The following is a 24649-nucleotide window of genomic DNA, read 5'->3' as shown; positions in this document are numbered from 1 at the left end:
TATTTCGGACGAGGTTCGCGGCTCGGGGTACGAAGAGGCTGGGTGTACGCCGGTACGGGGCCGTCAGGTCGCCCTCGTACCGGCGTACGGCTAAGGACGGAGCAAGACCTTGCCGACCTTCGGATCGCCGGACCCCACCAGCTCGATCGCCGCGGAGAACTCGGCGAGCGGCAGCTCGTGCGTGACCAGCGGCAGCGGATCGAGCAGTCCGGCCCCGAAGACCCGCACCGTGTGGGACCAGGCGTCCGGCGGCGCACCGAAGACGGTGTGCACCTCCAGCTGCCGTACGACCAGATCGGTGGGGTCGAGACCCTCGGCACCCGGCGCCGGGATCCCCGTCAGGACCAGCCGGCCGCCCCGCCTGAGCAGGGAGGCGGCGGTGCGCGCGGCGGACGCCGACCCGGCCGTCTCGATCACGACGTCGAAGTCGCCGGGAAGCTCCTGGTCCTTCGTGCGGAAGTCGGTGGCCCCGAACTGCCGGGAGAGGGCCTCCCGGTCGTTACGGGTGCCGACGACCAGCAGCTCCGCCGGGGAGCCCGCCTTCAGGAACTGCACGGCGAACATGCCCAGCGTCCCGGTGCCGACCACCGCGACCCGCTCGCCCGGCCGCGCGTTCGCCTTGATCGCGGCGGCCGCGATACAGGCGGCCGGCTCCAGCAGGGCGGCGGCCGTCAGATCGGCGTCGTCCGGCAGGGCGTGCAGCAGCCGGGCCGGCAGGGTGAGGGTGGTGGCCATGGCCCCCGGCTGGGTGAACCCGGTCTCCTCGTACCCGTCGGTGCACAGCGTCGTCTCGCCCGCGTGGCAGCGGTCGCACACCTGGCAGTTGCGGAAGCCCTCACCGACGACCTTCCGGCCGACCAGCGACTCGGGCACCCCGGCACCGACCGCCTCCACGGTCCCCGACCACTCGTGGCCCGGAGTGAGGGGGTAACGGACGTACCCCTCGGGCCGGTTGCCCTGGTACACCTCGCGGTCGCTGCCGCAGATCCCGGTGGCGTGGACGCGCACCAGCGCCTCCCCGGCCTCCGGCTGCCGCGGCTCGTGCGGGACGATCCGGTGATCGCCCGGCCCCTCGACGACGACGGCGCTGCTCACTTCTGCGTGCCCTTCGGCTTGCGCTGCTCCCAGCCCTCGGCCCACAGGTCGAACCGGGCCTGCTGCTGCGGGAACTCGGCGGCGGCTTCGACGTCGAGCTCGACACCGAGGCCGGGCTCGTGGGAGAGGTGGAAGCAGCCGTCTTCCGGATTGACCTGCGGCGCGCCCTTGACGACCTTCTTGATCTCCGCGTCCGCGAAGTCGTTGAAGTGCTCGAGGATCTTGAAGTTCGGCGAGGTGAAGCCGACCTGGAGGGAGGCGGCGGTCAGCACCGGCCCGCCCACGTTGTGCGGGGCGACCAGCACGTAGTGGGCCTCGGCGGTGGCGGCCAGCTTCCGGGTCTCCCAGATGCCACCGATGTGGCCGACGTCCGGCTGGATGATGTCGACGGCCTGGCTCTCGAAGAGCTCCCGGAACTCGATCCGGTCGTGGATCCGCTCACCCGTGGCGACCGGGATGTCGACCTTGGCCGCGACCTTTTCGAGAGCCTTCAGGTTCTCCGGCGGCACCGGCTCCTCCAGCCACGCGGGCTTGAACGGCGCGAGCTCGCGGGCCAGTCGGACGGCGGTGGCGGGGGAGAAGCGGCCGTGCATCTCCAGCATCAGCTCGGCGTCCGGGCCGATGGCGTCCCGCACCGCCTCGATGAGGGAGACGGCGTACAGGCTCTGCTCGTGGTCCAGTTCGAAGTGCCCGGTGCCGAAGGGGTCGATCTTCAGCGCCTTGTACCCGCGCTCCATGACCGCCTTGGCGGCCTTGTGGTACGCCTCCGGAGTCCGCTCCGTGGTGTACCAGCCGTTGGCGTAGGCCTTGACCTTGTCGGTCACCTTGCCGCCGAGCAGCTGCCAGACCGGCACGCCCAGCGCCTTGCCCTTGATGTCCCAGCAGGCCATCTCGATGACGGCGATGCCGGACATCACGATCTCGCCCGCGCGCCCGTAGTCGCCGTACTTCATACGGCGCACCAGGTCCTCGACAGCGAACGGGTCGGAGCCGAGAATGTGATTGGCCTCGGCCTCACGCAGGTAACCGATCAGCGCGTCGGTGTGGCCCAGCATCCGGGTCTCGCCGACTCCGGTGATCCCCTCGTCGGTGTGCACCTGGACGTATGTCAGGTTGCGCCACGGCGTCCCGACCACGTGTGTGCTGATTCCGGTGATGCGCACGGCAGTTGCCCCTTGCTGCTTCGTCGGCTTCATTGGCTGGCGTCTCGACGTGTTCGAGATTTCGTCACACGTTCGAAATGCTGGCGTGACAGTAAGGATGTGGCGGCGGGAGTGTCAATGGGTCGAACGCATAACGGTTTCGACAGTTTCGAACGGCGCTTTCGGGATGATGTCGGACGCTTCGCTCTGCGGCGGACACCTCGCGCAACATCCCACGCCGTAACGGCCGGTTTCCCACACAATATTCACAGCAGCCCCTAGGAACGTTACCCTCCGGGAACTTAGTCTTCCCGCGTCATGGACTACTGCCACCCGTGCCGACGGCACCTCAACGGCGCTCTCGCGTGCCCGGGGTGCGGCACACCCGCCGAACAGCTCCGCGCACACGCGCCCGCGCACACGCATGCGCCCGCGTACGCGCCCGCGCATGAGACCGCCTCCGCCTCCGACTCCGATGACGTCGGCGGATCGCCGTACGCGGACGCGCGTGATCACGAAGGTGATCGTGGGGGTGATCGCGGGGGCGATCGTGGGGGTGACGACCTTGAGTCCGCCGAGCCGGGTGGGGGCGGCCGTGCCGCACGACGCCGGGAGCAGGGGCGTGGCGGCCGAAGACGCGGGCGTGACGACTCCGGGCGCCCCGGTGGCCACGGCCTCGAGGCGGACGACTCGGCGGAACCCGACGACGAGCCCGGCGCCAGCCGTCGCGACCGCAAGGCGGCCGCCCACCGTCGGCGCCGCCGTCGCACCATACTGATCGCCGCCGGTTTCGTCCTGGCGGCCGGCGGACTGAGCCTCACCGAGCTCGGCGTCGACGCGCCGGGCTTCTCCTCCGACAAGCCGGCGGCGGCCTCGGACGCGTCGGCGGAGGGCGCCGCATCCGACGAGGCAAACCCGACCGAGACGGCCAAGCCCCTCGGCGACACGGCGGGCACGGGCTCGACCTCGGCCTCCCCGGACGCCTCGGCCTCGCCGTCGGCGTCGAAGTCCCCGAAGGCGGACGAGTCGAAGGACGCCGACAAGGCCGACGAGGACAGCCAGTCCCCGGCCACGACTGCGACGACCTCCTCGCAAGCCCCGGCGACGACTCCGGCGGCGACATCGACCCCGTCGGCCGACCCGACGTCGGCGGATCCGACGCCCGACCCGACGCCTTCCGAGACGTGCAGTCGGTTCCTGTGGTGGTGCACCTGAGTTCCCCTGTTGCACCGCGTTGACGGCGGACAGAGACTGGTCCCGTTGGCTGCAACGCAACTCTGCCCACGGCATCTCTGGCATCTCTTGGCAACTCTTCGCCTGGCGCGTCCTCTTTGAGGCGCGGATACAGGCGCTCCGCCCCCGGCTTCTCGGATGGAGCGGTTTCATGCATGTATTCCGGCGCAACTCGAAAAAGGCGTCCGTTCTGGCGTTGATGGGCGTCTTCACGCTGCTGGCCGCACAGTCGGCCGATGCTTCCGTTCCGCCACAAGCCGCCCGGGACCCGTTGCCGCAGGTCTCCTGCGGATGGCCGGCCGTAGTGAATCCCAGCAGACTGAATTTTGCGTTTCCCGAGACGAACGCGACGTACTGGCTGATGCCTTACCGTCTTGCGCAAGGTGATCAAATGGTGGTGGACGGGACGTACCCGTCTGCTCGGTTCACGTCACTGACGTCGTACGACGTCAAGGGGTCGCCGATCGATTCGCTCGCCGACTACAAGATCGCCCCGAGTCAGGGCAGTCGGAACCCGTTCAGCGACCCGAACGCGGGCACGAACTCCGCGCAGCACAAGTACAAGGTCACGCTGAAGGCGGGGGTCGCGCCGGGCTCCGGAGGCAACACCCTGGCCGGTACCAGCATGAGTGCCGCGTCCGGGGTGGGAATTCTGGCGTTGCGGATCTATGTGCCTGACCAGACATCCGATCCCGCGGGCAGCGTCCCCCTTCCGTCCCTGTCGATACACCGGAAGGACGGCAGTGTCCGCTCCATTTCGACGTGCGCCAAGGCGGATTCGACGCAGGGGCCTGCCGGTCCGCTGGTCGGGTTCCTCAGGAAACTGGTGCAGGACAACGCCCCTCCCGGGGGCTTTGAGGGATGCGGCAAGTCCAGCGTGCAGAGCCCGGGCTTCGCCATACCCAACAAGGCGTCCGGTCTGTTCCCCAACCCGTACAACAAGTACCTGTGCACGCCGATTTCCCATGAATCCGGCCGCGTCGCCGTGGTCCGCGGAAAGGCACCCACATTCCCCAACACCCAACTGGGCCAGTCGGTCCTGACGAAGACTCAACTCCGGTACTGGTCCCTCTGCCAGAACCAGTGGCAGCTCCCGTACCCCGCCAGCAGCTGCGCCGCCGACTTCCAGACGGCCCTGAACAAGGACGGCCGCTACACCTTCGTGGTGTCCACCCCGCAGGATCGCCCCGCCAACGCGACCACGACCAACAGGGTGACCTGGCTCTCCTGGGGTCCCACCAACGTCAGCAGCATCCTGCTCTTCCGCAACATGTTGCCGGCAGCGGACTTCCACAACGCCGTCCAGGATGTCGGAAAGGGCCAGAACCCCGCATCCGTCATGGGCGACTACTTCCCGACCATCACCTACTGCACGAAGGCCGAGTTCGAGAAGGGCGGACCGGACGCCTGCCCGGCGACCTGAGCTCCCTCACGGCGGCATGCTCCCCCTCGACGATCCGCTTCGCCTGGACGGCGACCTTGAAAGCCGTCCACACGGTCTTGCCGACGGTGTGTTCCGTGACGCCGATGTCGTCGGCCGACTCCCGAACCAGGAGCAGGCCTCGCCCTGAGTGTGCGTCGCAGTTCGGATCGCCGGTGGCGAGGTGCTGTGTCCCGAGAACCTGGTCACCGCCGTCCCGGACCTCAAGGCGGAGCACGGCGCCGTCCAGGGAAAGGCTGACGCAGTACTCCCTGCCGGGCGGCACCCCGCTACCGCAGACTCGCCGAGCGAGGCGGCCTGTCAAAGCCCTGCCCCCAGCATCCGCCGTAGCAAATCCCGCAAAGCCAGCCGCTCCGCGTCCGACAGCCCCGCCAGCGGCTCCCGTGCGAAGCGCAACCCCTCCCGCAGCCCCTTGGCGACGCGCAGTCCCTCTTCCGTCGCCGCCGCCAGCTTCACGCGGCGGTCGTGGGGGTCGGGGCGGCGTTCCACCAGGCCGCGGGATTCCAGGCGGTCGACGATGCCCGTGACGTTCGACGGCTCGCACTTCAGCTTCTGGGCCAGCTTGCGCATGGGCAGAGGCTCCAGGGACAGCAGGCTCAGTAGGCGGGCCTGGGCGCCGGTGAGGGCGTGGTCCTCGGCGGCGGCCTCGTAGTCCTCGTAGTACCGGGACACGACCTCGCCGATGAGTTCGACGACTTCCATGGTCAGGGCGTCGGGTCGGCGCGTCTGCTGTGGGGTGGGCATGACTTCAGGGTACCCCTTTACTTGACATCCTGAAATATTCAGGAGCATGGTTGTTTCAGGTACTGAAGTATTTGAAGCATGGCAGGAAGGCCCAGGTTCCATGTCCGACACCCCCACGCTCCCCGCCGTCAGCCGTGAATGGCACCTGCTCAGCCGGCCGGTCGGCTGGCCGAAGCCCGAGGACTTCGCGCTGGTCGAGGCGGAGATCCGGCAGCCCGGCGCCGACGAGGTCCTCGTACGCAACAAGTACCTCTCCGTCGACCCGTACATGCGCGGCCGGATGAGTGCCGCCAAGTCGTACGTGGCCCCCTTCGAGCTGGGCAAGGCCATGCAGGGCGGCGCCGTGGGCGAGGTCGTCGCCTCCAATGCCGAGGGCATCGCGCCGGGCGACCACGTGCTGCACTTCGGCGGCTGGCGCGAGTACGCCACGGTCGACGTCAAGCAGATCGTCAAGGTCGACCCCGAGGCCGCGCCCCTGTCGACGTACCTCGGCGTCCTCGGCATGACCGGCCTCACCGCCTACGCCGGCCTGCTGCGCACCGCCTCCTTCAAGGAGGGTGACTCCGTGTTCGTCTCCGGGGCCGCCGGTGCCGTGGGCAGTCAGGTCGGGCAGATCGCCAAGCTCAAGGGTGCCTCGCGGGTCATCGGGTCCGCCGGGTCCGACGAGAAGGTCAAGCTGCTCGTCGAGGAGTACGGCTTCGACGCCGCCTTCAACTACAAGAACGGGCCGGTCGGCGAGCAGCTCCGCGAGGCGGCTCCGGACGGTGTCGACGTCTACTTCGACAACGTGGGCGGCGATCACCTGGAGGCGGCGATCGGGCAGCTCAACCGCGGCGGCCGTATCGCGATCTGCGGCATGATCTCCGTCTACAACAGCACCGAGCCCGTGCCCGGCCCGAAGAACCTCGCCCGGCTCATCCAGACCCGCGGCCGCATCGAGGGCTTCCTGGTCGGCGACCACTACGACCTCCAGCCGCAGTTCGTCCAGGAGGTCGGCGCCTGGATCCGCTCCGGCGAGCTCAAGTACCGCGAGACGGTCGTCGAGGGCATCGAGAACAACCTGGAGGCGTTCCTCGGGGTGCTGCGCGGTGACAACACCGGGAAGATGATCGTCAAGCTCTGACCCGGTCTCTGATCGAGACGGTTCACCAGGTCTGCCCGTACGCGAAGGCGACTCGCGGCGACATCACCGTGACGCTCGTCCGACGGCAGTCGTTCTCACCGTGAAGGCCGCACCCCTGGACGTGGGGTGCGGCCTTCATCCATGTACGTCACACGGCCAGCGCCGCCTTGTGCACCGCCGCCGCCAGCCGGTCGTTCTCCGGCGCCGCCCCGCCGGGGAAGGCGAACCGGCGCCGCGTGTAGCCGTAGGCCAGACCGCTGCGCGGGTCCGCGAAGGCCTGGCAGCCGCCTGCCCCGCTGTGCCCGAACGCCCCGGCGCCCAGGAACGGGTGCGAGGTGTCCGCGGTGGCCTGGAAGCCCAGCCCGAACGATGTGTGGGCGCGGGCCACCAGGTCGTACCCGACGGAGTGGAACTGCCCGAACTCCGCGGCCGTGTCCTCCTTCAGCAGCGGCGCCTTGCCGTCGATCTCGCTGATCGCCGCCGCGTACAACCCCGCGAGCCCGCGCGCGGACGCCACCCCGCCGACCGAGGCGGGGCCCTTGGCGCGGATCACGGGCTCGTTCGGCAGCAGTGCGAGGTCGGTCGGCTCGGTCGTGTGCCGGTTGAAGGCGACGGACGCCAGCGTGTGCGGCCCGCCGGGCAGCGCGTCGAGCTGCGCCTGCTGCTCGGCGGTCGGGGTCATCGGCTGCGCGGTGCGGAAACGGGGCTCGTGGGCGGCGGGCAGGCCCAGGAAGAAGTCCAGCCCGTACGGGGTGCGGATGCGCTCCTCGTACACCTCCTGGAGGGTACGGCCGGTGGCGCGCCGTACGACCTCGCCCGTGAGGGCGCCGATGACCAGCCCGTGGTAGCCGAAGGCGGTGCCCGGCCGCCAGAACGGCCGCTGGTCGGCGAGCCGTTCGGCGATCAGCCGGTCGTCGGCGAGCTCGGCGAGGGTGAAGCCGGTGTCCGTACCGACCAGGCCGGCGCGGTGCGCGAGGAGATCACGCAGGGTCAGCGACCCCTTGCCCTCGGAGCCGAACTCCGGCCAGTAGTAGGTGACTTTGCGGTCCAGTTCGAGAGTGCCCTCCTGCACGAGGAGCGCCACGACGAGATGGGCGGCCCCCTTGGTCGAGGAGGACACGCCGTAAAGGGAGTCGGCGTCGGCGCCCGCCCACAGGTCGACGACCTGCCGCCCGTGCACGTACGCCGTCAACTGTCCCTCGTAGTCGGGCCGCTCCCCGGCCACGAACGCGGTGAACTCCTCCCGCACCGCCTCGAAGCCGTCCGCTACGGTGCCGTGGATCTCCTGTGTCATCCGCTCTCCTCAACTTCGGCAACATCAGCCGCTGTGCGCGTGTGCCATGGCGATCAACGCTTGTCCGACCTGGGGGAATTCCCCCTTCGGGTGGTCCCGGAAGAGGGGCTCGGTGCCGAACAGGACAGCGTGCGGGCCACTCACGACCGACGCCTGCCCGGCCGCCGCGGAAGGCCCTCCCGACCCGTCCGCCAGCGTCCGCCAGTGGCCGGAGACGAGCGGGTTCCCGGTGGCGTACGACTGCTCCACGCGTACGCCGGGCCCCAGGTCGGTGAACCAGACGGGCGCGTAGACGAAGCCGTGATCGGGCGCACTCGCGGTGATTGGGCCCGAATTCACCACCCGTACCACGCCGTTGGCGTCCCCGTTGCCCTCGACCGGCTTCACCGCCAGCAGCCCGGCGGCGGAGTTGAGCGCGGCCCCCGTCGCGCCCCGCCCGACGAGTCCGTGCCCGGCCAGGAAGGCGTCCAGGGCGGTGCGGGCGGCCCAGGTCAGGTCGCCGTACTCCAGCCCCGCCGACACGAACAGCACGTCCGCCGCCGACCAGTCGAAGCCCGCGTTGAGGACGTCCGTCGAGACGGGCGTGACCTCGAAGTTCATCTCGCGCAGCGCGAACAGCTCGCCCGGGGTGACGGCCGCGGCGACACGGACGCGGTGCAGCGGGGCCGTACCGGTGAGGTTCGTGGCGTCGAAGGCGACGTCGTACGTCCGTGCCGCCTCCTCGGCGAGGGCGCGTGCCGACGCGGGCACGATCGCGCTGCCGTCCGCCGCCTGACGTACGGCAGCGCCCTGCTGGAGCAGCGAGTTGAGGGCGGCGATCCCGCTCGGATCGTCGAGGCGCAGGCGCAGGGCGCCGCGCGGGGCGACGTACCCGACGTGCGCGGCGGCCGTGACCGTGCGCAGCGGCACCCCGGACAGGGTTCCGCCCGTCACCGGCCGCACCGTGGCGCCCCACAGCCGGCCCAGGCTCCAGCCCGAGATGTCGTACATCACCGACACCTTGTCGCTGATGTCCCGGCCGTCGGCCAGCAGGACGTTCGCCAGGCCCCGCTTGGGCTGGTGCATGTCGACGACGTACGACCCCTGCGCGTAAGTCCGTCCGCCGACGCGGAAGGCACGGGTGGCGCGGGTGACGCGGACGTCGTTGGCGATCAGGTGGTCGACGAGGCGGGCGGCGGCCGTGGCCGAGCGCTGGGCCCCGGCGCCCGCCGGGATGACGTAGGCGCGCGGGAAGGCGGTCGTGTAGACGTCCTCCGGCCCGATGCCCGGCACACCCGGCACGGTCTCCTCCGACACAGGAACCTGCGCGGCGCCGGTCGCGCCCCGCCGGAAGACCTCGATCTGGTCGGCGACGAGGGAAGTGCGGTGGGTCTGTACGTAGTCGAGGGTCGCGCGGATCGCGGCGCCCGCGATGTCGACGTTGATGGCGGACCGGCGCCGCAGCTCGTCGACCGGCAGTTTGTCGTAGGCGGAGTTGTTGACCGCCAGCGGGATCTCGACGGTGTGCGCGGCGACCGCGCCGTGGAAGGCCGCGTACTGCGGGCTGAAGATCGGGGGCCAGTCGTCCCAGCCCTCCCGCTGGTCGCGGAACGGGATCTGGGCGGGCTCGACGCCGTCCTTCGCGGGGGTGTAGCCGAGACCGTTGACGGCGGCCTCCATGCCGAGGGCGTTGGCGTAGGTGTTCTTCAGGAACAGGTCGTACTCGTAGTTCTCGCCGTGGGGCGGTGTCGTCGGCTCGATGAGGGTGCCGTTGACGTAGCCGTGCAGGTCGAGCATGACGGCCGGCTGCTTGTCGATCCCGATCTGCCGCATCGCGCGCACCTCGGGCTGCGAGGCGGTGACGAAGTCGCGGTTGAGGTCGAAGCCGTTGGCGTTCGCTCGGGTGCCGGCGATACGGCCGTCCGGGTTGGCGGTGATGTCGAAGTAGAGGCGGGTGTGGGCGAGGAGGTCCGCGGTCCTGGCGTCGTTGGCGGTGGCGAGCTGCTCGATGAGCTTCAGGGAGGCGTCGGTGCCCTCCCATTCGTTGCCGTGGATGTTGTTGTTGAAGAAGACGGGCGTCTTGTAACTGGCTTTGATCTCAGGGGACTTGGCGGCGGTGGCGGGCGCGTTCTCGATGAGCTCGCGCATCCGCGCCTGGGCCCGGGCCTGGCGGACGGTCTCCGGGCCGGTGACGGTGACGAGATAGAGCCGGTGTCCGCCCGCCGACCGCCCGGCGACCTCGACGCTCACCCGGTCGCCGAGGGCCTGTAAGGCGTTCAGCTTCGGGGCGATGGCGTGATACGGGGTGAGGCCGAGCTTGATGGACTTGTCGGCGGGGTTCTCCGGATCGGGGGAGAGGACCTGCTGCCGGGGATAGCCACGGGTGGCGTCGGCGGCGGACAGGTCGGTGACGGGGGCGGCGAGGGCCTGGCGGGCGGCGCTCGCCGGGGACCGGGCGGCGCTGCCCCGGTCCGGGCCGGCGCCTTCCCGGGCGACGGGCTTCGGTTCGGCGCCGGTCGCGGTGTGGGGGGTGAGCAGGAGTGAGCTCGCCGAGGCGAGGGCGAGGGCAGCGATCAGGGCGGTTCTCGCGGGGACGGATCTCGCAGGGACGGTTCTCGCAGGGACGGTTCTCGTGGTGCGCACGCGTACCTCCTCCGGGCTTCCTGAGATCGGTACGGCGAGGTGTACCTGTTCGACTCAACAGCAACAAGAGGGTGTTGGTGTCACCGATGGCCCGGATGGCGTACGCCAGACGCCCGAAGAGGGCATCCGTCATGCCCGCGGTCAAGGCAGCGTGGTGTTGCCGGCACGTATGTGGTTTTCGATATGCCGACGATATGTGCCGACTCGTAGCCTCGGTGCATGCGTGTACTGATCGTCGAGGACGAGCCCTATATGGCGGAAGCCATCCGCGACGGCCTGCGCCTGGAAGCGATCGCGGCAGACATCGCAGGTGACGGCGACACCGCTCTGGAGCTGCTGAGCGTCAACGCCTACGACATCGCCGTCCTCGACCGAGACATTCCCGGACCTACCGGTGACGAGATCGCCAAAGGCATCGTCGCCTCCGGCAGCGGCATGCCGATCCTCATGCTCACCGCTGCCGACCGTCTCGAGGACAAGGCCACCGGGTTCGAGCTCGGCGCCGACGACTACCTCACGAAGCCGTTCGACCTCCAAGAACTCGTGCTCAGGCTCAGAGCGCTCAACCGCAGGCGTGCGCACAACAGGCCGCCTGTGCGAGAGATCGCAGGTCTGCGGCTGGATCCGTTCCGCCGAGAGGTCCACCGCGACGGCCGCTACGTCGCGCTGACCAGGAAGCAGTTCGCCGTGCTCGAAGTCCTCGTCGCTGCCGAAGGCGGTGTCGTCAGCGCCGAAGAACTCCTGGAGCGAGCGTGGGACGAGAACGCAGACCCGTTCACCAACGCCGTGCGCATCACGGTCTCGGCACTGCGCAAACGGCTCGGCGAGCCCTGGATCATCGCCACGGTACCCGGCGTCGGGTACCGCATCGACACTCAACCGGGCACCGGACGTGAGGGAGGAGACCGTGGATAGAGCGCCTGGGTTGAGCGTTCGCTTCAAACTCACCCTCAGCTACGCCGGATTCCTCATGCTTGCCGGCGTCCTGCTGCTCGCCGCCGTGTGGCTGTTCCTCCTGCGTTACGTCCCCGAGCGTGCGCTCATCGTCACCACCGGAACCCCCACTCATGGTGTTTTTCCCGTCCGGTCCAACCTCCTGCGCGTTTTCGCTCCGAGGGCAGCCGCGGTGCTGGTCTTCCTGCTGGTGTTCGGTCTCCTGGGGGGATGGATACTCGCCGGCCGCATGCTCGCCCCGCTGACCCGCATCACGGGCGCCACACACATGGCCGCGAACGGGACACTCTCCCACCGGATCCGGTTGGAAGGACGCAAAGACGAGTTCCGCGACCTCGCCGACGCCTTCGACGCCATGCTCGTACGGCTCGAAGCACACGTCGCCGAGCAGCGGAGATTCGCAGCCAACGCCTCGCACGAACTGCGCACCCCACTGGCGACCACGCAGGCTCTTCTCGACGTCGCCCGCAACGATCCGAACCGCGACACCGGCGAGCTCGTCGAACGCCTTCGCGCCGTCAACGCTCGAGCGATCAACCTCACCGAGGCGCTGCTCGTGCTCAGCCGAGCCGACCAGAGGGCCTTCACCCGGGAACCTGTCGACCTGTCCCTCCTCGCGGAAGAGACCACCGAGACACTGCTCCCGCTCGCCGAGAAGCGCGGTGTCACCCTCGACACCTCCGGTGACATCGCCCCCGCTTTCGGGTCGCAAGCGCTCCTGCTGCAGATGACAACGAACCTTGTGCACAACGCCATCGTGCACAACCTGCCCGAACAGGGCGCCGTGTGGGTCAAGACCAGCGTCCGCCCCGAGACCGTGGTGCTCACTGTCGAAAACAGCGGGGAGAAGCTCCCCCCGCAGTTGGTCTCGACACTCACCGAACCGTTTCAGCGCGGCACCGAACGCATCCACAGCGACCACGCAGGTGTCGGCCTCGGCCTGGCCATCGTCAAGAGGATCGTCCAAGTACACGACGGATCCCTCACCATCACCCCGCGCCCTGCGGGCGGACTCCGCATCTCTGTTCAACTGCCCGCCCCACCACCGCATACAGCCGCATAGTTCGGTGCCGCACGGCCCCACAAGAAACCGTTCCAAGATTTCACAATGAGGACAATGAGCAAGTGAGTGGACCAATACGAGAATGTGCGGATGCGGGGCAGCAGGTCGACGCCGAGGAGCGCGCCGAGACCCTGGACGCGGCGGAGACCGGACAGGGCGGCGCCGGCCGCCGGGACACCGGCTCCGGTACCCGGCGCGCGGGCCTGCGCCGGGCGATACGCGCCGTCTCTGGGCCGGGGCCGTGGAAGCGCGGCCTGGTGTTCGCGGCGTCGGCGTTGCTGCTTGGCCTGTTCATGCTGCTGCACGCGCAGATCACGGACCGCGGGGGCCTCGGCAGCCTGGTGGAGTCCTTGCTGCCGTGGTTCGGCCTGTTCATCCCGGTGCTGCTGGCCGGGGCGCTCTGGCGCCGCTCCCTCTCCGCGGTGGTCGCGCTGCTGCTGCCGGTCATGGTGTGGCTGAACCTCTTCGGCGGGCTGCTCAGCGACAAGTCCCACGCGGGCAGCGACCTCATCGTGGCCAGCCACAATGTCGGCGCCGACAACCCCGACCCGGTCGGCACCGCGCGCGACCTGGCCGCCTCCGGTGCGGACATACTGGCCCTTGAGGAGATCACCGCGCAGGCCCGGGGCACGTACGAGAAGGGGCTGGCGAAGGCGTACCCGTACCACGCGGTACTGGGCACGGTCGGGCTGTGGAGCAAGCTGCCACTGTCGGACACCCGGCCGGTCGACACCGGGATGGACGCGGGGCCGCTGGGGGCCACCAAGCCGGCCGACGTCAAGATGGCCTACAACCGGGCGCTGCGCACCACGGTGGCCACGGACCACGGGCCGCTGGCGGTGTATGTGGCCCACCTGGGATCCGTACGGCTGATGCCCAGAGGGGGCTTCTGGACGGACAGCCGGGACCGCAACGCGCAGGCGCTCGGTAAGGCCATCGCCGCCGAGCAGAACGAGCGGGTGGTGCTGCTCGGCGACCTGAACGGCACCACGGACGACCGCGCGTTCGACGGCCTCACCTCGCAGCTGCGCTCCGCCCAGGAGGAGGCCGGAAACGGCTTCGGTTTCACCTGGCCGGCGAAGTTCCCGGTGGTGCGGATCGACCAGATCCTGGTCCGTGGCGTGAAGCCGGAGAGCTCGTGGTTGCTGCCGGCCACCGGCAGCGACCACCGGCCGGTGGCGGCCGGAATCAGCTGGTGAACACCGCGTAAAGGCATTCCGTCCCGGGATCCGGGTTTCCCCGGTGTGACCGGCCCGGCTGAGGGAACGGAGGGAGACGACGGTTCGGTGGAGGGCAACGACCGGTTCGGCGCAGGGTGATCGCGCGTTCGGCGGAAGGTGACAGGAAACCACCCGATAGAGTTCGGCCATGCGTGATCTCGGGGTGGGTTTCAGCTATCTCCTGAAGGGCCAGCGCTGGGTGGCCCGGCACGGAAAGCAGTACGGTTTCGGCCTGCTGCCCGGCCTGATAACCCTCGTCGTCTACGCGGCGGCGCTGGTCTGTCTGGCCCTGTGGGGCGAGGACTTCGTCTCCTGGGCGACCCCGTTCGCGGACGACTGGTCGAGCCCCTGGCAGGGCCTGTTCCGCGGCTTCCTCACGGCCGTGCTGTTCGCCCTGGGCCTCCTCCTGTCGGTCCTCACCTTCACCGCCGTCACGCTCGTCATCGGCCAGCCCTTCTACGAGAACCTCTCCGAGAAGGTCGACCGTGACGTCTCGCCCGACGGCACCGCACCCGAGTCGGACCTGCCGCTCTGGCGCGAGCTGTGGATCTCGGCGCGGGACAGCCTGCGCATCGTCGTCCGCGCCGTCCTGTGGGGCGTCCTCCTCTTCGCCCTCGGTTTCCTCCCCGTCGTCGGCCAGACGGTCGTCCCGGTGATCGGCTTCTTCGTCACCGGCTTCTTCCTCACCGAGGAACTCGCTGCCGTCGCCCTCCAGCGCCGCGGCGTCGAACTCCGCGACCGCCTCGCCCTCCTCCGCTCCCGCAAGACCCTGATCTGGGGCTTCGGCACCCCACTGGGCCTGGCCTTCCTGGTCCCGTTCGTCGCGGTCTTCCTGATGCCGGGCGCGGTCGCGGGCGCGACCCTCCTCGCCCGCGATCTGCGGGGCGAGGAAATCAGGGAGAACGAGGAAGACGAGGTGGAGGAATCCAGCCCGTCCGGCGTTTGACACTCGGCGCGGCCTTACCGATGAGCGGACCGATCCCCATGGTGATCGAGATCGAAGTGGTGGTCGCGCTGCCCGCCGCCGGGTGATACCGCCGCCGACGAAGGAGTTCGGCCCCCGCGTCGATCCCCCGCGTCGAGCCCCCGCTGAGCCCCGCTCACTCCTCGCCCAGCAGCGCCAGGAAGTCCCGGAACGCGCCCGGCATGTCCACCGACTCCGGGTCCAGCAGCCACTGGTACTGCAGGCCGTCCATCACCGCGACCAGCAGGGGAGCGGTGCGCTCGGGGGTGAGGCCGTTCGGCAGGCGGTCGCCGTACGCGGTGCGCAGCACGGCCGCCATGTTCGCGCGCACCCGCTGGTAGCGCTCCGTGAAGTACGCGCGCGCCGGATGCCCCTCCGTGACGCTCTCGCCCAGCAGTGCCGAGAAGGTCTGGATGATGCCGGGCCGCATCGCGTTGTACTCGACCAGCGAGGCGAGCAGGTCGACCCGCCACTGGGTGTCGGGCACCGCGTCCCACTGGTCCCGCTCCTTGAGCACGGCGACCAGGAGCGCCTCCTTCGTCGGGAAGTGGTGCAGCAGCCCCTGCTGGGTCAGGCCCACCCGTTCCGCCACCGCGGCCAGGCTCGCGCCCCGGTAGCCGCGCTCGGCGATCACCTCCAGGGCCGCCCGGACGATCTCGGCGCGCCGCTCCTCGCTCCTGATCCTGGCGTTCATGACGTCACCGTAAGGCATACGAGTCCATAGTGATAACGGGAAGGTAACGAAACCTACCGCTCTACAGGTAACCGGTGCACGATGGAGGCACCTGCACGGACTCAACGAGGAGGCACCGCCATGGCGGGAACCCCGGGACCCGGAACCGGCAACCACCCCACCCCGGCCGACGCGGCGCGTGAGGCGGTCGTCGAGGCCGCCCTCGGCAAGCTCGACCTGGACGCCAAGGCCCGGCTCCTGGCCGGCCAGGACATGTGGTCCCTGCCCGCCCTGCCGGAGATCGGCCTGAAGTCCCTCGTGATGTCCGACGGCCCGATCGGCGTCCGGGGCGTGCGCTGGACCGCCGACGACCCGTCCGTCGCCCTGCCGTCCCCGACCGCCCTCGCCGCCACCTGGGACCCGGCTCTCGCCCGCCGCGCCGGCACGCTCCTCGCCCAGGAGGCCCGCCGCAAGGGCGTCCACGTCCTGCTCGCCCCCACGGTCAACCTGCACCGCTCCCCGCTCGGCGGCCGGCACTTCGAGGCGTACAGCGAGGACCCGTATCTCACGGGCGCGATCGGAACCGGGTACGTGCAGGGCGTCCAGTCCGGCGGAGTCGGCACCACCGTCAAGCACTTCGTCGCCAACGACGCCGAGACCGACCGCTTCACCGTGAACAACCTGGTCGGCGAACGCGCCCTGCGCGAGCTCTACCTGGCCCCCTTCGAGGCCATCGTCGACAACGCCCACCCCTGGGGCATCATGACCGCCTACAACACGGTCAACGGTACGACGATGACCGAGCATCATCACCTCGTCAACGAGATCCTGCGCGGCGAATGGGGCTTCGACGGCTTCAACGTCTCCGACTGGATGGCCGCCCGCGACACCACCGCGGCCGTCGAGGGCGGCCTCGACGTCGCCATGCCCGGCCCGCGGACGGTGTACGGCGAGGCCCTCGCCCAGGCCGTACGCGACGGCGAGGTCGACGAGGCCAAGGTCGACGCGGCCGTACGGAACGTGCTGCGGCTCGCCGCCCGCGTCGGCATCCTTCAGGGCGCCGAACCGGCCGTGACCGAACCGCCGCAGCCGATCGACGGCGAGGCCCTCGCCCGCGAGATCGCCCGCCGCGCCTTCGTCCTCGTACGCAACGAGAACGACGCACTGCCCCTGAAGCCGACCGGCTCGGTCGCGCTGATCGGCGCCGCCGCCCGCGACGCCCGCGTCCTCGGCGGCGGCTCCGCCACCGTCTTCCCGGCCCGGATCGTCTCCCCCCTCGACGGCCTCACCGCCGCCCTCCCCGACGGCAGCCTCACCTACGTCGTCGGCGCCGACCCGACCACCGAACTCGCCGTCGCCGACAAGGGCTTCGAGCTGCGCGCGATCTGCCGCGACGCCGACGGGAACGTCCTCGGCACCGGCTCCGCCCCCAACGGCCAGATCCAGTGGATGGGCTCCGACCTCCCCGAGGGCGTCACCCACGACACGCTCCACACCATCGAGCTGACCGGTACCTTCACCCCGCGCGAGAGCGGCCCGCACACCTTCGGCGTCAAGGGCACCGGCGCCTTCACGCTCGCCGTCGGCGGCACCACGTACTTCGACGACGTCCAGCGCCCCGCCGACGACAGCGACCCCTTCGAGGCCTTCTTCGGCGCCCCGGTGCCCCGCGCCCAGGCCGAACTGGCCGTGGGCGAGCCCGTCGAGGTCTCCCTCACCTATGTCTTCGAGCTCCCCGCGGACATCCCGTTGAAGGTCGTCGCCTTCGCCCTCGCCCACCAGGGACCGCAGCGCCCCGCCGACGAGCTGATCGCCGAGGCCGCCGAGGCCGCGCGGGCCGCCGACACGGCCGTCGTCGTGGTCGCCACCACCGACCGCGTCGAGTCCGAGGGCTTCGACCGCAAGGACCTGCGCCTGCCCGGCCGCCAGGACGACCTGGTGCGCGCCGTCGCCGCCGCCAACCCCAACACCGTCGTGGTCGTCAACTCCGGCTCCCCGGTGGAGCTGCCCTGGCGCGACGACGTCGCCGCGGTCCTGCTCAGCTGGTTCCCCGGCCAGGAGGGCGGCGCCGCCCTCGCGGACGTGCTCACGGGCGCGTACGAGCCCGGCGGCCGGCTGCCGACCACCTGGGGCTCACTGGACGACGCCCCGGTCACCCAGGTCACCCCGACGGACGGCGAGCTCGCGTACACCGAGGGCGTGTTCATCGGCTACCGCGCCTGGGACAAGGCGGACCGCACCCCGTCGTACCCCTTCGGCCACGGCCTCGGCTACACCGACTGGACGTACGAGTCGGTCGAGGTCGACGGCACCACCGCGAAGGTCCGCGTCCGCAACTCCGGTGAGCGCGCCGGGCGCGAGGTCGTGCAGCTCTACCTGGCGCCGAGCGAGCCGGACGCGGCCCGCCCCGCCCGCTGGCTGGCCGGTTTCGCGGGCGTCGAGGCCGGGCCGGGCGAGACCGTCGAGGCCACGGTGGAACTCCCGCGCCGCGCCTTCGAGATTTGGGACGAGAAGGCGAGCTCCTGGGCATTTGTGAAGGGTTCGTACGAACTTCGCCTCGGCAGCTCGATCGTCCACCGCGGGCTCACCGCGACCATTAACGTCTGACGCGGGCCATAGGCCCCCCACAGCAGCCCCGGTCCGGTGACCTGACCTCCGGACCGGGGCTCATTCTCTCTGCCGGGCCTTCCGAGAGCCCTCAGCGCGTGGAGAACGCGTACACCGTCTCCGACCGGAACACCGCGCCCGGCCGCAGCTCCGTGCTCGGGAACTCCGGACGGTTCGGGGAGTCCGGGAAGTGCTGCGTCTCCAGCGCGACACCGTCGCCGGGCGCGAACGGCTCACTGAGGTGGTCCGCGGTGTACACCTGGATCCCCGGCTCGGTCGTCGCCACCGTCAGCACCCGCCCGGACGCCGGGTCGTGCAGCTCGGCCACCTCCTCGGGGGCCGGTGTCACGCCCTTGTCGAGCACGAAGTTGTGGTCGTAGCCGGCGCCCACCTTGCGGGCCGCCCGGAAGTCGAAGCGCGTGCCCGTCACGTCCTCCAGCGCGCCGGTCGGGATCAGGTCCGCGTCGACCGGCGTATAGCGCGAGGCGGCGAGCCGCAGCTCGTGCCCGCCGGTGCTCCCGGCGCCGCCCAGGTCGAAGTAGCTGTGGTTGGTGAAATTGACGACCGTCGGCGCGTCCGTCGTGGCCTCGTACGCGATCCGCAGCGCGCCGGACGCGTCCAGGGTGTACGTCGCCGAAACCTCCAGCCGGCCCGGGAAGCCCTCCTCGCCGTGCGGGCTGACCCGGCTCAGGCGCAGGCCGTGCTCGACCGGCGTCACGTCCCACACGCGCTTGTCGAAGCCGCGCTCACCGCCGTGCAGCGAGTTCGGCGCGTTGTTGGGTTCCAGCGCGTACGTCAGCCCGTCCAGCGGGAAGCGGCCGCTCGCGATCCGGTTGGCGTACCGGCCGATCAGAGCGCCGAAGTACGGTCCCGTGTGCGTCAGGTAGCCGTCCAGGCCGGCGAACCCCAGCACCACGTTCCCGGACCGACCGGCACGGTCGGGGACCTCCAGGGACTGCACGATCCCGCCGTAGGACAGGATCCGGACCCGCACGCCGGACCGCTCCAGGGTCCAGCGGTGGACCGGGGTGCCGTCGGAAAGTGTGCCGAAAAGTTCGCTCATGTGGGAAACCCTAGGTCACGGCTTCCGCGCCGTGACGGTGCGGTACGCGATCTCCGCCAGCCGCGCCTGACCGATCGTGCTCGGGTGGAACCAGTCCCAGTGGCTCAACTGGTCCGTGCCGAAGTGGTACTCGAACACCGCGTCCCCGTCGAAGCGGCACCGCGTGTCCTTCGCGCAGACCTCCTCCAGGACCTTGTTGTACGCCTCCACCCGGTCCTGCACCGTGTCGCGCCGCGTCGTCGCCGCCGCGTCCAGGGCGTCCGCGTCGCCCAGCATGGACGGGCAGATGCCCAGCTTCCAGACCTGCTTGCCCAGCGGGTTGGTGCGCCCCTGCGACCACAGCCGCTTCAGGTTCGGCACGCTCGCCACGTACACCTGTGTCTTCGGCAGCTTCGCGCGCAGCGTGCGCAGCGACTTCTCGAAGTCCGCCCGGAAGCCGGCGACCGACGTCATGTCCGAGGTCGTCGACCGGCAGGCGTCGTTCGCCCCCACCATCACCGCCAGCAGCTGCGGCCGCCGGGCCACCGCCCGCCCGACCTGCGCGGGCAGATCGGCCATGCGGGCCCCGGTCACCGCGTAGTTCCAGCTGTGCGTGGCCGCGCCGGTCTTCCCCAGCAGCCGCACGGCGAGACTGTCGACCTCCGCAGAGCTGCCCGTCGCCCAGGACACCTCCGGGCAGTCCGACAGGACCGTACAGGCGTCGAAGCCGCGGGTGATGGAGTCGCCGACCGCCGCGACCGAGTCCGGGCTGCGGTCCCAGACCGTGGTGGGCGAGGCCCGCGGGCCGCTCGGGCCGGGGGATCCGCCGCCGACGGCGTCGCACCCGGCGGCCCCCAGGACGGCCGCCGCCACGACGGCGACGACGGCTCGCGCACCGTTGCTTCGCTTTCGCATCCCCTGGTGATCCCCTCGGTCGTCCGGCAACTCTTCCCCTCAATGACAACGCGCGAGGGTTCCCGCCCCGCCACAGTGCAACGGCACACCCCCGTACACGCGTCCCCCTGGGTGAATGGTGGGTGTTTCCGGGCGCCGGGACCGACGGTACGTCACACTCCTTGCGCCGCCGCACGGTAGCCTCGCCATCACGTGGCCGACGTGCCACTGCGCTTGGCCCCAGTAGCAAGATGTCCCGCTCTGCCCGGAGGTCCCGGTGACGACACGTGGAGTTCTGTACGTGCACTCCGCGCCGCGCGCGCTGTGCCCGCACGTCGAGTGGGCCGTCGCCGGGGTGCTCGGTACGCGCGTCAGCCTCGACTGGATCCGGCAGCCCGCCGCGCCCGGCACCTGGCGCTCGGAGTTCTCCTGGCAGGGCGAGGTCGGCACCGCCTCCAAGCTCGCCTCCGCCCTGCGCGGCTGGCAGCTGCTGCGCTTCGAGGTCACCGCCGAGCCCTGCCCCACCGCCGAGGGCGAGCGCTACAGCTGCACCCCCGACCTCGGCATCTACCACGCCGTCACCGGGATCCACGGCGACATCCTCATCCCCGAGGACCGTCTGCGCGCCGCCCTCCAGCGCTCCCAGCGCGGCGAGACCGACCTCGAGGCCGAACTCGCCAAGCTGCTGGGCAAGCCCTGGGACGACGAACTGGAGCCGTTCCGGTACGCGGGCGAGGGCGCGCCGGTGCGCTGGCTGCACCAGGTGGTCTGACGTCCGCTCAGCACGCGTGAAGGGCCCCCACCAGCCGGTGGGGGCCCTTCACGCGCGTACGGGGGTGTCTCAGACCGTGCGGAACGCCAGCACCACGTTGTGGCCGCCGAAGCCGAACGAGTCGTTCAGCGCGGCGATACGGCCCTCGACGGGGAGCTTGCGCGCCTCGCCGCGGACGACGTCGGCGTTGGCCTCCGCCTCCGGGTCGATGTTCTCGATGTTGATGGTCGGCGGGGCCACCCGGTGGTACAGGGCGAGGACCGTCGCGACGGACTCGATGCCGCCGGCGCCGCCCAGCAGGTGACCGGTCATCGACTTGGTCGCGGAGACCGCCATGTGGTCGGTGTCGTCGCCGAAGACCTTGCGCAGCGCCTTCAGTTCGGCGACGTCACCGGCCGGCGTCGAGGTGGCGTGCGCGTTGACGTGCACGATCTCCGCCGGGTTCAGGTCGGTGTTGTCGAGCAGGCTCTGCAGGGCGTGCGAGATGCCGCGGCCCTCGGGCTCCGGCTGCACGATGTCGTGGGCGTCGGACGAGATGCCCTGGCCGACCGCCTCCGCGTAGACGCGGGCGCCACGCTTGGCGGCGTGCTCGGCGGACTCCAGGACGAGAACGCCGGCGCCCTCACCGAGGACGAAGCCGTCACGGGCGACGTCGTACGGACGCGAGGCGCCCTGCGGGTCGTCGTTGTTCTTGGACATCGCCATCATGTTGCCGAACGCGGCGATGGGCAGCGGGTGGATCGCCGCCTCCGTGCCACCCGCGACGACGATGTCGGCGCGGCCGGTACGGATCATCTCGATGGCGTAGCCGATGGCCTCGGCGCCCGACGCGCAGGCGGAGACCGGCGTGTGCACACCCGCACGGGCGCCCACGAGCAGGCCCACGTTGGCGGACGGACCGTTCGGCATCAGCATGGGGACGGTGTGCGGGGAGACGCGGCGGACGCCCTTCTCCTTGAGCACGTCGTACTGGTCGAGCAGGGTCGTCACACCGCCGATGCCGGAGGCGATGACGGCGCCGAGCCGGTCGGGGTCGACGCTTGCGTCTTCACCCGCCCTGGCGGTGAAACCGGCGTCGGCCCAGGCCTCCTGGGCCGCGATCAGCGCGAACTGCGCGGAACGGTCCAGACGGCGGGCCTGCGGCCGCGGGATGACCTCGGTCGGCTCCACGGCGACCGGGGCCGCGATACGGACGGCCTGATCGGCCGCCCACTCCTGCTCGAGGGGCTTGACGCCGGAACGACCGGCGATCAGACCCTCCCAGGTAGAGGCTGCGTCGCCACCCAGCGGTGTGGTTGCGCCGATACCGGTGACGACCACGGTGCGATTGGTCGGGCTCACGGGAATTCTTTCTCCAACGGATGCGAGGAGGACCATCCCCGCTTACGCGGGGAACGGCGCCACCGCCGGGTGGCGGGGCTTGCAGCGTCCTGGCCTGAGGGGTGACTCAGTCCTGGTGCTTGAGGATGTAGCTGGTGGCGTCACCGACGGTCTTGAGGTTCTTGACGTCCTCGTCCGGGATCTTGACGTCGAAGCGCTCTTCGGCGGCGACGACGACCTCGACCATGGACAGCGAGTCGACGTCCAGGTCGTCGGTGAAGGACTTGTCCAGCTGGACGTCCTCAACCGGGATCCCGGCGATCTCGTTCACGATCTCCGCGAGACCGGCGACGATCTCTTCCTGAGTGGCGGCCATGTCGGCGCTCCTTCGTAGATGTTCCAGAGGGTGTGGCTCCCGCCGCGTGAGCGGCGGGTGTTGCGTTTCCCGTACCGAATGCATGATCCGGCACGGAGTGCCTAGGGGAGAGTAACGACCGTCGCGGCGTACACGAGACCCGCCCCGAAGCCGATGACGAGCGCGGTGTCGCCGCTCTTCGCCTCGCCGGTCGCCAGGAGCCGCTCCATCGCGAGCGGAATCGAGGCGGCCGAGGTGTTGCCGGTGGTGCGGACGTCCCGGGCGACGGTGACGGTCTCCGGCAGCTTGAGTGTCTTCACCATCGAGTCGATGATCCGCTCGTTCGCCTGGTGCGGGATGAAGACGTCCAGTTCGCTCGAGGTGATCCCGGCCGCGTCCAGCGCCTGCTGGGCGACCTTGGCCATCTCGAACACGGCCCAGCGGAAGACCGCCTGGCCTTCCTGGGTGATCGCGGGGAACTTCTCGACCTCGCCGTCGCGGTAGTCCGTCCACGGCACGGTCTGCTTGATGGTCTCCGACTTGTCGCCCTCCGAGCCCCAGACGGTGGGGCCGATGGCCGGCTCCTTGGAGGGGCCCACGACGACCGCGCCCGCGCCGTCGCCGAACAGGAAGGCCGTGGCCCGGTCCTCCAGGTCGGTCAGGTCGGACAGCCGCTCGACGCCGATGACAAGGACGTACTCCGCCGAACCCTCGACGATCATGCCCTTGGCGAGGGTGAGGCCGTAGCCGAAGCCCGCGCAGCCGGCCGAGATGTCGAAGGCGGCGGCCTTGTTCGTGCCGAGCTTGTCGGCGATCTCGGTGGCGACGGCCGGGGTCTGCTTGAAGTGCGAGACGGTCGAGACGACGACGGCGCCGATCTGCTCGGCGGAGATCCCGGCGTCGGCGATCGCCTTGCCGGACGCCTCGACCGACATCGCGGCGACGGTCTCCTCGTCGTTCGCCCAGTGCCGCGTCTCGATGCCGGAGCGTGAGCGGATCCACTCGTCGGACGAGTCGATCGTCTCGAGGATCACCTCGTTCGGCACGACCCGGGTGGGACGGTAGCCGCCCACGCCGAGAATGCGCGCATACGGGGCGCCCTTGCTGGGCTTGATCTTCGGCATGCTCTCGGGCTCCTTGTCAGGCGCTGTGCTCTGCGATGAGCTCGCGAGCCGCGTCGAGGTCGTCGGGGGTCTTCAGGGCCAGCGTCTTCACGCCGGGCAGCGCACGCTTGGCGAGGCCGGTCAGCGTGCCGCCGGGGCACACCTCGATCAGGGCCGTGACGCCAAGCTCCTTGAAGGTCTCCATGCACAGGTCCCAGCGGACCGGGTTGGCGACCTGGCCGACCAGCCGCGCGACGACCTCGTCACCGGTGGCGACGGTCTGCCCGTCCTTGTTGGAGACGTAGGTGAACTTCGGGTCGGCGGGCGCGAGCTCCTTGGCGGCCTCGGCCAGCTTCTCGACCGCGGGGGCCATGTGGTGCGTGTGGAAGGCGCCGGCCACCTTCAGCGCGACGACCCGGCGCACGCCCTCGGGCTTGTCCGCCTCCAGCGCGGCGAGCTGCTCCAGCGTGCCCGCGGCGACGATCTGGCCGGCGCCGTTGACGTTGGCCGGGGTCAGGCCCAGCTTCTCCAGGTACGGGACGGTCGTCTCGGGGTCGCCGCCGAGCAGCGCCGACATACCGGTCTCGGTGATCGCGGCGGCCTCGGCCATGGCCAGGCCCCGCTTGCGTACGAGGGTCAGCGCGGTGGTGTCGTCGAGGACGCCCGCGAACGCGGCGGCGGTGATCTCACCGACGCTGTGGCCCGCGACCGCCCCCGGAGCGATGTCCGCGATGTCACCGAGTGCCGAGGCGGACAGGAGTCCGGCCGCGACGAGGAGCGGCTGCGCGACAGCCGTGTCCCGGATCGCGTCCGCGTCGGCCTTCGTGCCGTAGTGGGCGAGGTCCAGCCCAATGGCGTCCGACCACGCGGCAAGGCGGTCGGCGGAACCGGGCAGTTCGAGCCAAGGGGTCAGGAAGCCGGGCGTCTGAGCGCCCTGGCCGGGAGCGACGAGTACGAGCACTCTCACACTCTCTCTTGGGGACGGCCA

21 protein-coding genes are annotated in these 24649 nt (G+C 70.4%); 9 read left to right on the top strand and 12 right to left on the bottom strand.

The window, feature by feature from the left end; all coding sequences use genetic code 11:
- Positions 1-90: 90 nt before the first annotated feature.
- Positions 91-1095 carry a zinc-dependent alcohol dehydrogenase gene (locus tag ABT114_RS36480; protein WP_351147433.1) on the bottom strand — a complete coding sequence of 335 codons (1005 nt, stop codon included), beginning with the start codon at positions 1093-1095 and terminating at the stop codon, positions 91-93.
- Entirely contained in the window at positions 1092-2258 is a 1167-nt protein-coding gene (locus ABT114_RS36475; protein WP_351147431.1) for a mandelate racemase/muconate lactonizing enzyme family protein, read from the bottom strand. The genes ABT114_RS36480 and ABT114_RS36475 overlap by 4 nt, the downstream gene beginning before the upstream one ends.
- 297 nt (positions 2259-2555) lie before the next feature.
- Here ABT114_RS36475 and ABT114_RS36470 point away from each other — a divergent pair, with 297 nt between their 5' ends.
- Both ABT114_RS36470 and ABT114_RS36465 read left to right on the top strand, forming a co-directional pair.
- Positions 2556-3452 (top strand): SCO2400 family protein, encoded by an 897-nt coding sequence (locus tag ABT114_RS36470; RefSeq protein WP_351147429.1) that lies wholly within the window; start codon positions 2556-2558, stop codon positions 3450-3452.
- 19 nt (positions 3453-3471) lie between these two features.
- Positions 3472-4893 carry a hypothetical protein gene (locus ABT114_RS36465; protein WP_351147427.1) on the top strand — a complete coding sequence of 474 codons (1422 nt, stop codon included), beginning with the start codon at positions 3472-3474 and terminating at the stop codon, positions 4891-4893.
- A 318-nt stretch (positions 4894-5211) separates the two neighbouring features.
- On the opposite strand, the gene ABT114_RS36460 is transcribed toward ABT114_RS36465, so the two are convergent.
- Positions 5212-5655, bottom strand: coding sequence for a MarR family winged helix-turn-helix transcriptional regulator (locus ABT114_RS36460; protein WP_351147425.1), 444 nt, complete (start codon positions 5653-5655; stop codon positions 5212-5214).
- A gap of 100 nt (positions 5656-5755) precedes the next feature.
- On the opposite strand from ABT114_RS36460, the gene ABT114_RS36455 reads away from it, so the two are divergent.
- Positions 5756-6778: an NADP-dependent oxidoreductase gene (locus ABT114_RS36455; protein WP_351147423.1), complete on the top strand. Its 1023-nt coding sequence runs from the start codon at positions 5756-5758 to the stop codon at positions 6776-6778.
- Between the two features lie 148 nt (positions 6779-6926).
- On the opposite strand, the gene ABT114_RS36450 is transcribed toward ABT114_RS36455, so the two are convergent.
- Together ABT114_RS36450 and ABT114_RS36445 are read right to left on the bottom strand one after the other, a co-directional pair.
- A complete protein-coding gene (locus tag ABT114_RS36450) occupies positions 6927-8072 on the bottom strand; it encodes a serine hydrolase domain-containing protein (RefSeq protein ID WP_351147421.1) in 1146 nt (381 codons plus the stop codon).
- A 24-nt stretch (positions 8073-8096) separates the two neighbouring features.
- Positions 8097-10694: a M14 family zinc carboxypeptidase gene (locus tag ABT114_RS36445; protein ID WP_351147420.1), complete on the bottom strand. Its 2598-nt coding sequence runs from the start codon at positions 10692-10694 to the stop codon at positions 8097-8099.
- A gap of 219 nt (positions 10695-10913) precedes the next feature.
- Here ABT114_RS36445 and ABT114_RS36440 point away from each other — a divergent pair, with 219 nt between their 5' ends.
- The 4 genes from ABT114_RS36440 to ABT114_RS36425 all read left to right on the top strand — a co-directional run bounded on the left by ABT114_RS36440 (position 10914) and on the right by ABT114_RS36425 (position 14877).
- On the top strand, positions 10914-11609 hold the full coding sequence (locus tag ABT114_RS36440; RefSeq protein WP_351147418.1) for a response regulator transcription factor: 696 nt from the start codon (positions 10914-10916) through the stop codon (positions 11607-11609).
- Complete coding sequence (locus ABT114_RS36435; protein ID WP_351147416.1) at positions 11602-12711, top strand: sensor histidine kinase; 1110 nt, start codon at positions 11602-11604, stop codon at positions 12709-12711. The genes ABT114_RS36440 and ABT114_RS36435 overlap by 8 nt, the downstream gene beginning before the upstream one ends.
- Positions 12712-12926: 215 nt before the next feature.
- Positions 12927-13910: an endonuclease/exonuclease/phosphatase family protein gene (locus tag ABT114_RS36430; protein WP_351147470.1), complete on the top strand. Its 984-nt coding sequence runs from the start codon at positions 12927-12929 to the stop codon at positions 13908-13910.
- Positions 13911-14079: 169 nt separating this feature from the next.
- A complete protein-coding gene (locus tag ABT114_RS36425) occupies positions 14080-14877 on the top strand; it encodes an EI24 domain-containing protein (RefSeq protein ID WP_351147414.1) in 798 nt (265 codons plus the stop codon).
- A 154-nt stretch (positions 14878-15031) separates the two neighbouring features.
- Here the strand turns inward: ABT114_RS36425 and ABT114_RS36420 are convergent, their stop codons facing one another.
- Complete coding sequence (locus tag ABT114_RS36420; protein ID WP_351147412.1) at positions 15032-15607, bottom strand: TetR/AcrR family transcriptional regulator; 576 nt, start codon at positions 15605-15607, stop codon at positions 15032-15034.
- Positions 15608-15709: 102 nt separating this feature from the next.
- On the opposite strand from ABT114_RS36420, the gene ABT114_RS36415 reads away from it, so the two are divergent.
- Complete coding sequence (locus ABT114_RS36415) at positions 15710-18175, top strand: beta-glucosidase family protein (protein ID WP_351147410.1); 2466 nt, start codon at positions 15710-15712, stop codon at positions 18173-18175.
- A 91-nt stretch (positions 18176-18266) separates the two neighbouring features.
- Here the strand turns inward: ABT114_RS36415 and ABT114_RS36410 are convergent, their stop codons facing one another.
- Entirely contained in the window at positions 18267-19238 is a 972-nt protein-coding gene (locus tag ABT114_RS36410) for an aldose epimerase family protein (protein ID WP_351147408.1), read from the bottom strand.
- A gap of 15 nt (positions 19239-19253) precedes the next feature.
- On the bottom strand, positions 19254-20132 hold the full coding sequence (locus tag ABT114_RS36405) for an SGNH/GDSL hydrolase family protein (protein ID WP_351147407.1): 879 nt from the start codon (positions 20130-20132) through the stop codon (positions 19254-19256).
- 256 nt (positions 20133-20388) lie between these two features.
- Here ABT114_RS36405 and ABT114_RS36400 point away from each other — a divergent pair, with 256 nt between their 5' ends.
- Positions 20389-20883 (top strand): DUF3145 domain-containing protein, encoded by a 495-nt coding sequence (locus ABT114_RS36400; RefSeq protein WP_351147405.1) that lies wholly within the window; start codon positions 20389-20391, stop codon positions 20881-20883.
- A gap of 69 nt (positions 20884-20952) precedes the next feature.
- On the opposite strand, the gene fabF is transcribed toward ABT114_RS36400, so the two are convergent.
- From fabF to ABT114_RS36380, 4 genes are all read right to left on the bottom strand, one after another.
- Complete coding sequence (gene fabF, locus ABT114_RS36395) at positions 20953-22224, bottom strand: beta-ketoacyl-ACP synthase II (protein WP_351147403.1); 1272 nt, start codon at positions 22222-22224, stop codon at positions 20953-20955.
- 106 nt (positions 22225-22330) lie between these two features.
- Positions 22331-22579 (bottom strand): acyl carrier protein, encoded by a 249-nt coding sequence (locus ABT114_RS36390; protein WP_351147402.1) that lies wholly within the window; start codon positions 22577-22579, stop codon positions 22331-22333.
- Positions 22580-22680: 101 nt separating this feature from the next.
- The gene (locus tag ABT114_RS36385) at positions 22681-23682 is read right to left on the bottom strand and encodes a ketoacyl-ACP synthase III (RefSeq protein ID WP_351147400.1); all 1002 of its coding nucleotides are present in this window, start codon (positions 23680-23682) and stop codon (positions 22681-22683) included.
- 16 nt (positions 23683-23698) lie between these two features.
- Positions 23699-24622, bottom strand: coding sequence for an ACP S-malonyltransferase (locus ABT114_RS36380; RefSeq protein ID WP_351147398.1), 924 nt, complete (start codon positions 24620-24622; stop codon positions 23699-23701).
- Positions 24623-24649 lie beyond the last annotated feature (27 nt).

Source organism: Streptomyces sp. NPDC002088 (assembly GCF_040296605.1).
Lineage (GTDB): Bacteria > Actinomycetota > Actinomycetes > Streptomycetales > Streptomycetaceae > Streptomyces.
This window is presented reverse-complemented; position numbering and strand designations above follow the sequence as displayed.

Coding starts and splice junctions, on each gene's coding strand:
- ABT114_RS36470 (WP_351147429.1), top strand. CDS start 2,556: ATGGACTACTGCCACCCGTGCCGACGGCACCTCAACGGCGCTCTCGCG.
- ABT114_RS36460 (WP_351147425.1), bottom strand. CDS start 5,655: ATGCCCACCCCACAGCAGACGCGCCGACCCGACGCCCTGACCATGGAA.
- ABT114_RS36455 (WP_351147423.1), top strand. CDS start 5,756: ATGTCCGACACCCCCACGCTCCCCGCCGTCAGCCGTGAATGGCACCTG.
- ABT114_RS36450 (WP_351147421.1), bottom strand. CDS start 8,072: ATGACACAGGAGATCCACGGCACCGTAGCGGACGGCTTCGAGGCGGTG.
- ABT114_RS36440 (WP_351147418.1), top strand. CDS start 10,914: ATGCGTGTACTGATCGTCGAGGACGAGCCCTATATGGCGGAAGCCATC.
- ABT114_RS36425 (WP_351147414.1), top strand. CDS start 14,080: ATGCGTGATCTCGGGGTGGGTTTCAGCTATCTCCTGAAGGGCCAGCGC.
- ABT114_RS36420 (WP_351147412.1), bottom strand. CDS start 15,607: ATGCCTTACGGTGACGTCATGAACGCCAGGATCAGGAGCGAGGAGCGG.
- ABT114_RS36415 (WP_351147410.1), top strand. CDS start 15,710: ATGGCGGGAACCCCGGGACCCGGAACCGGCAACCACCCCACCCCGGCC.
- ABT114_RS36410 (WP_351147408.1), bottom strand. CDS start 19,238: ATGAGCGAACTTTTCGGCACACTTTCCGACGGCACCCCGGTCCACCGC.
- ABT114_RS36405 (WP_351147407.1), bottom strand. CDS start 20,132: ATGCGAAAGCGAAGCAACGGTGCGCGAGCCGTCGTCGCCGTCGTGGCG.
- ABT114_RS36390 (WP_351147402.1), bottom strand. CDS start 22,579: ATGGCCGCCACTCAGGAAGAGATCGTCGCCGGTCTCGCGGAGATCGTG.
- ABT114_RS36385 (WP_351147400.1), bottom strand. CDS start 23,682: ATGCCGAAGATCAAGCCCAGCAAGGGCGCCCCGTATGCGCGCATTCTC.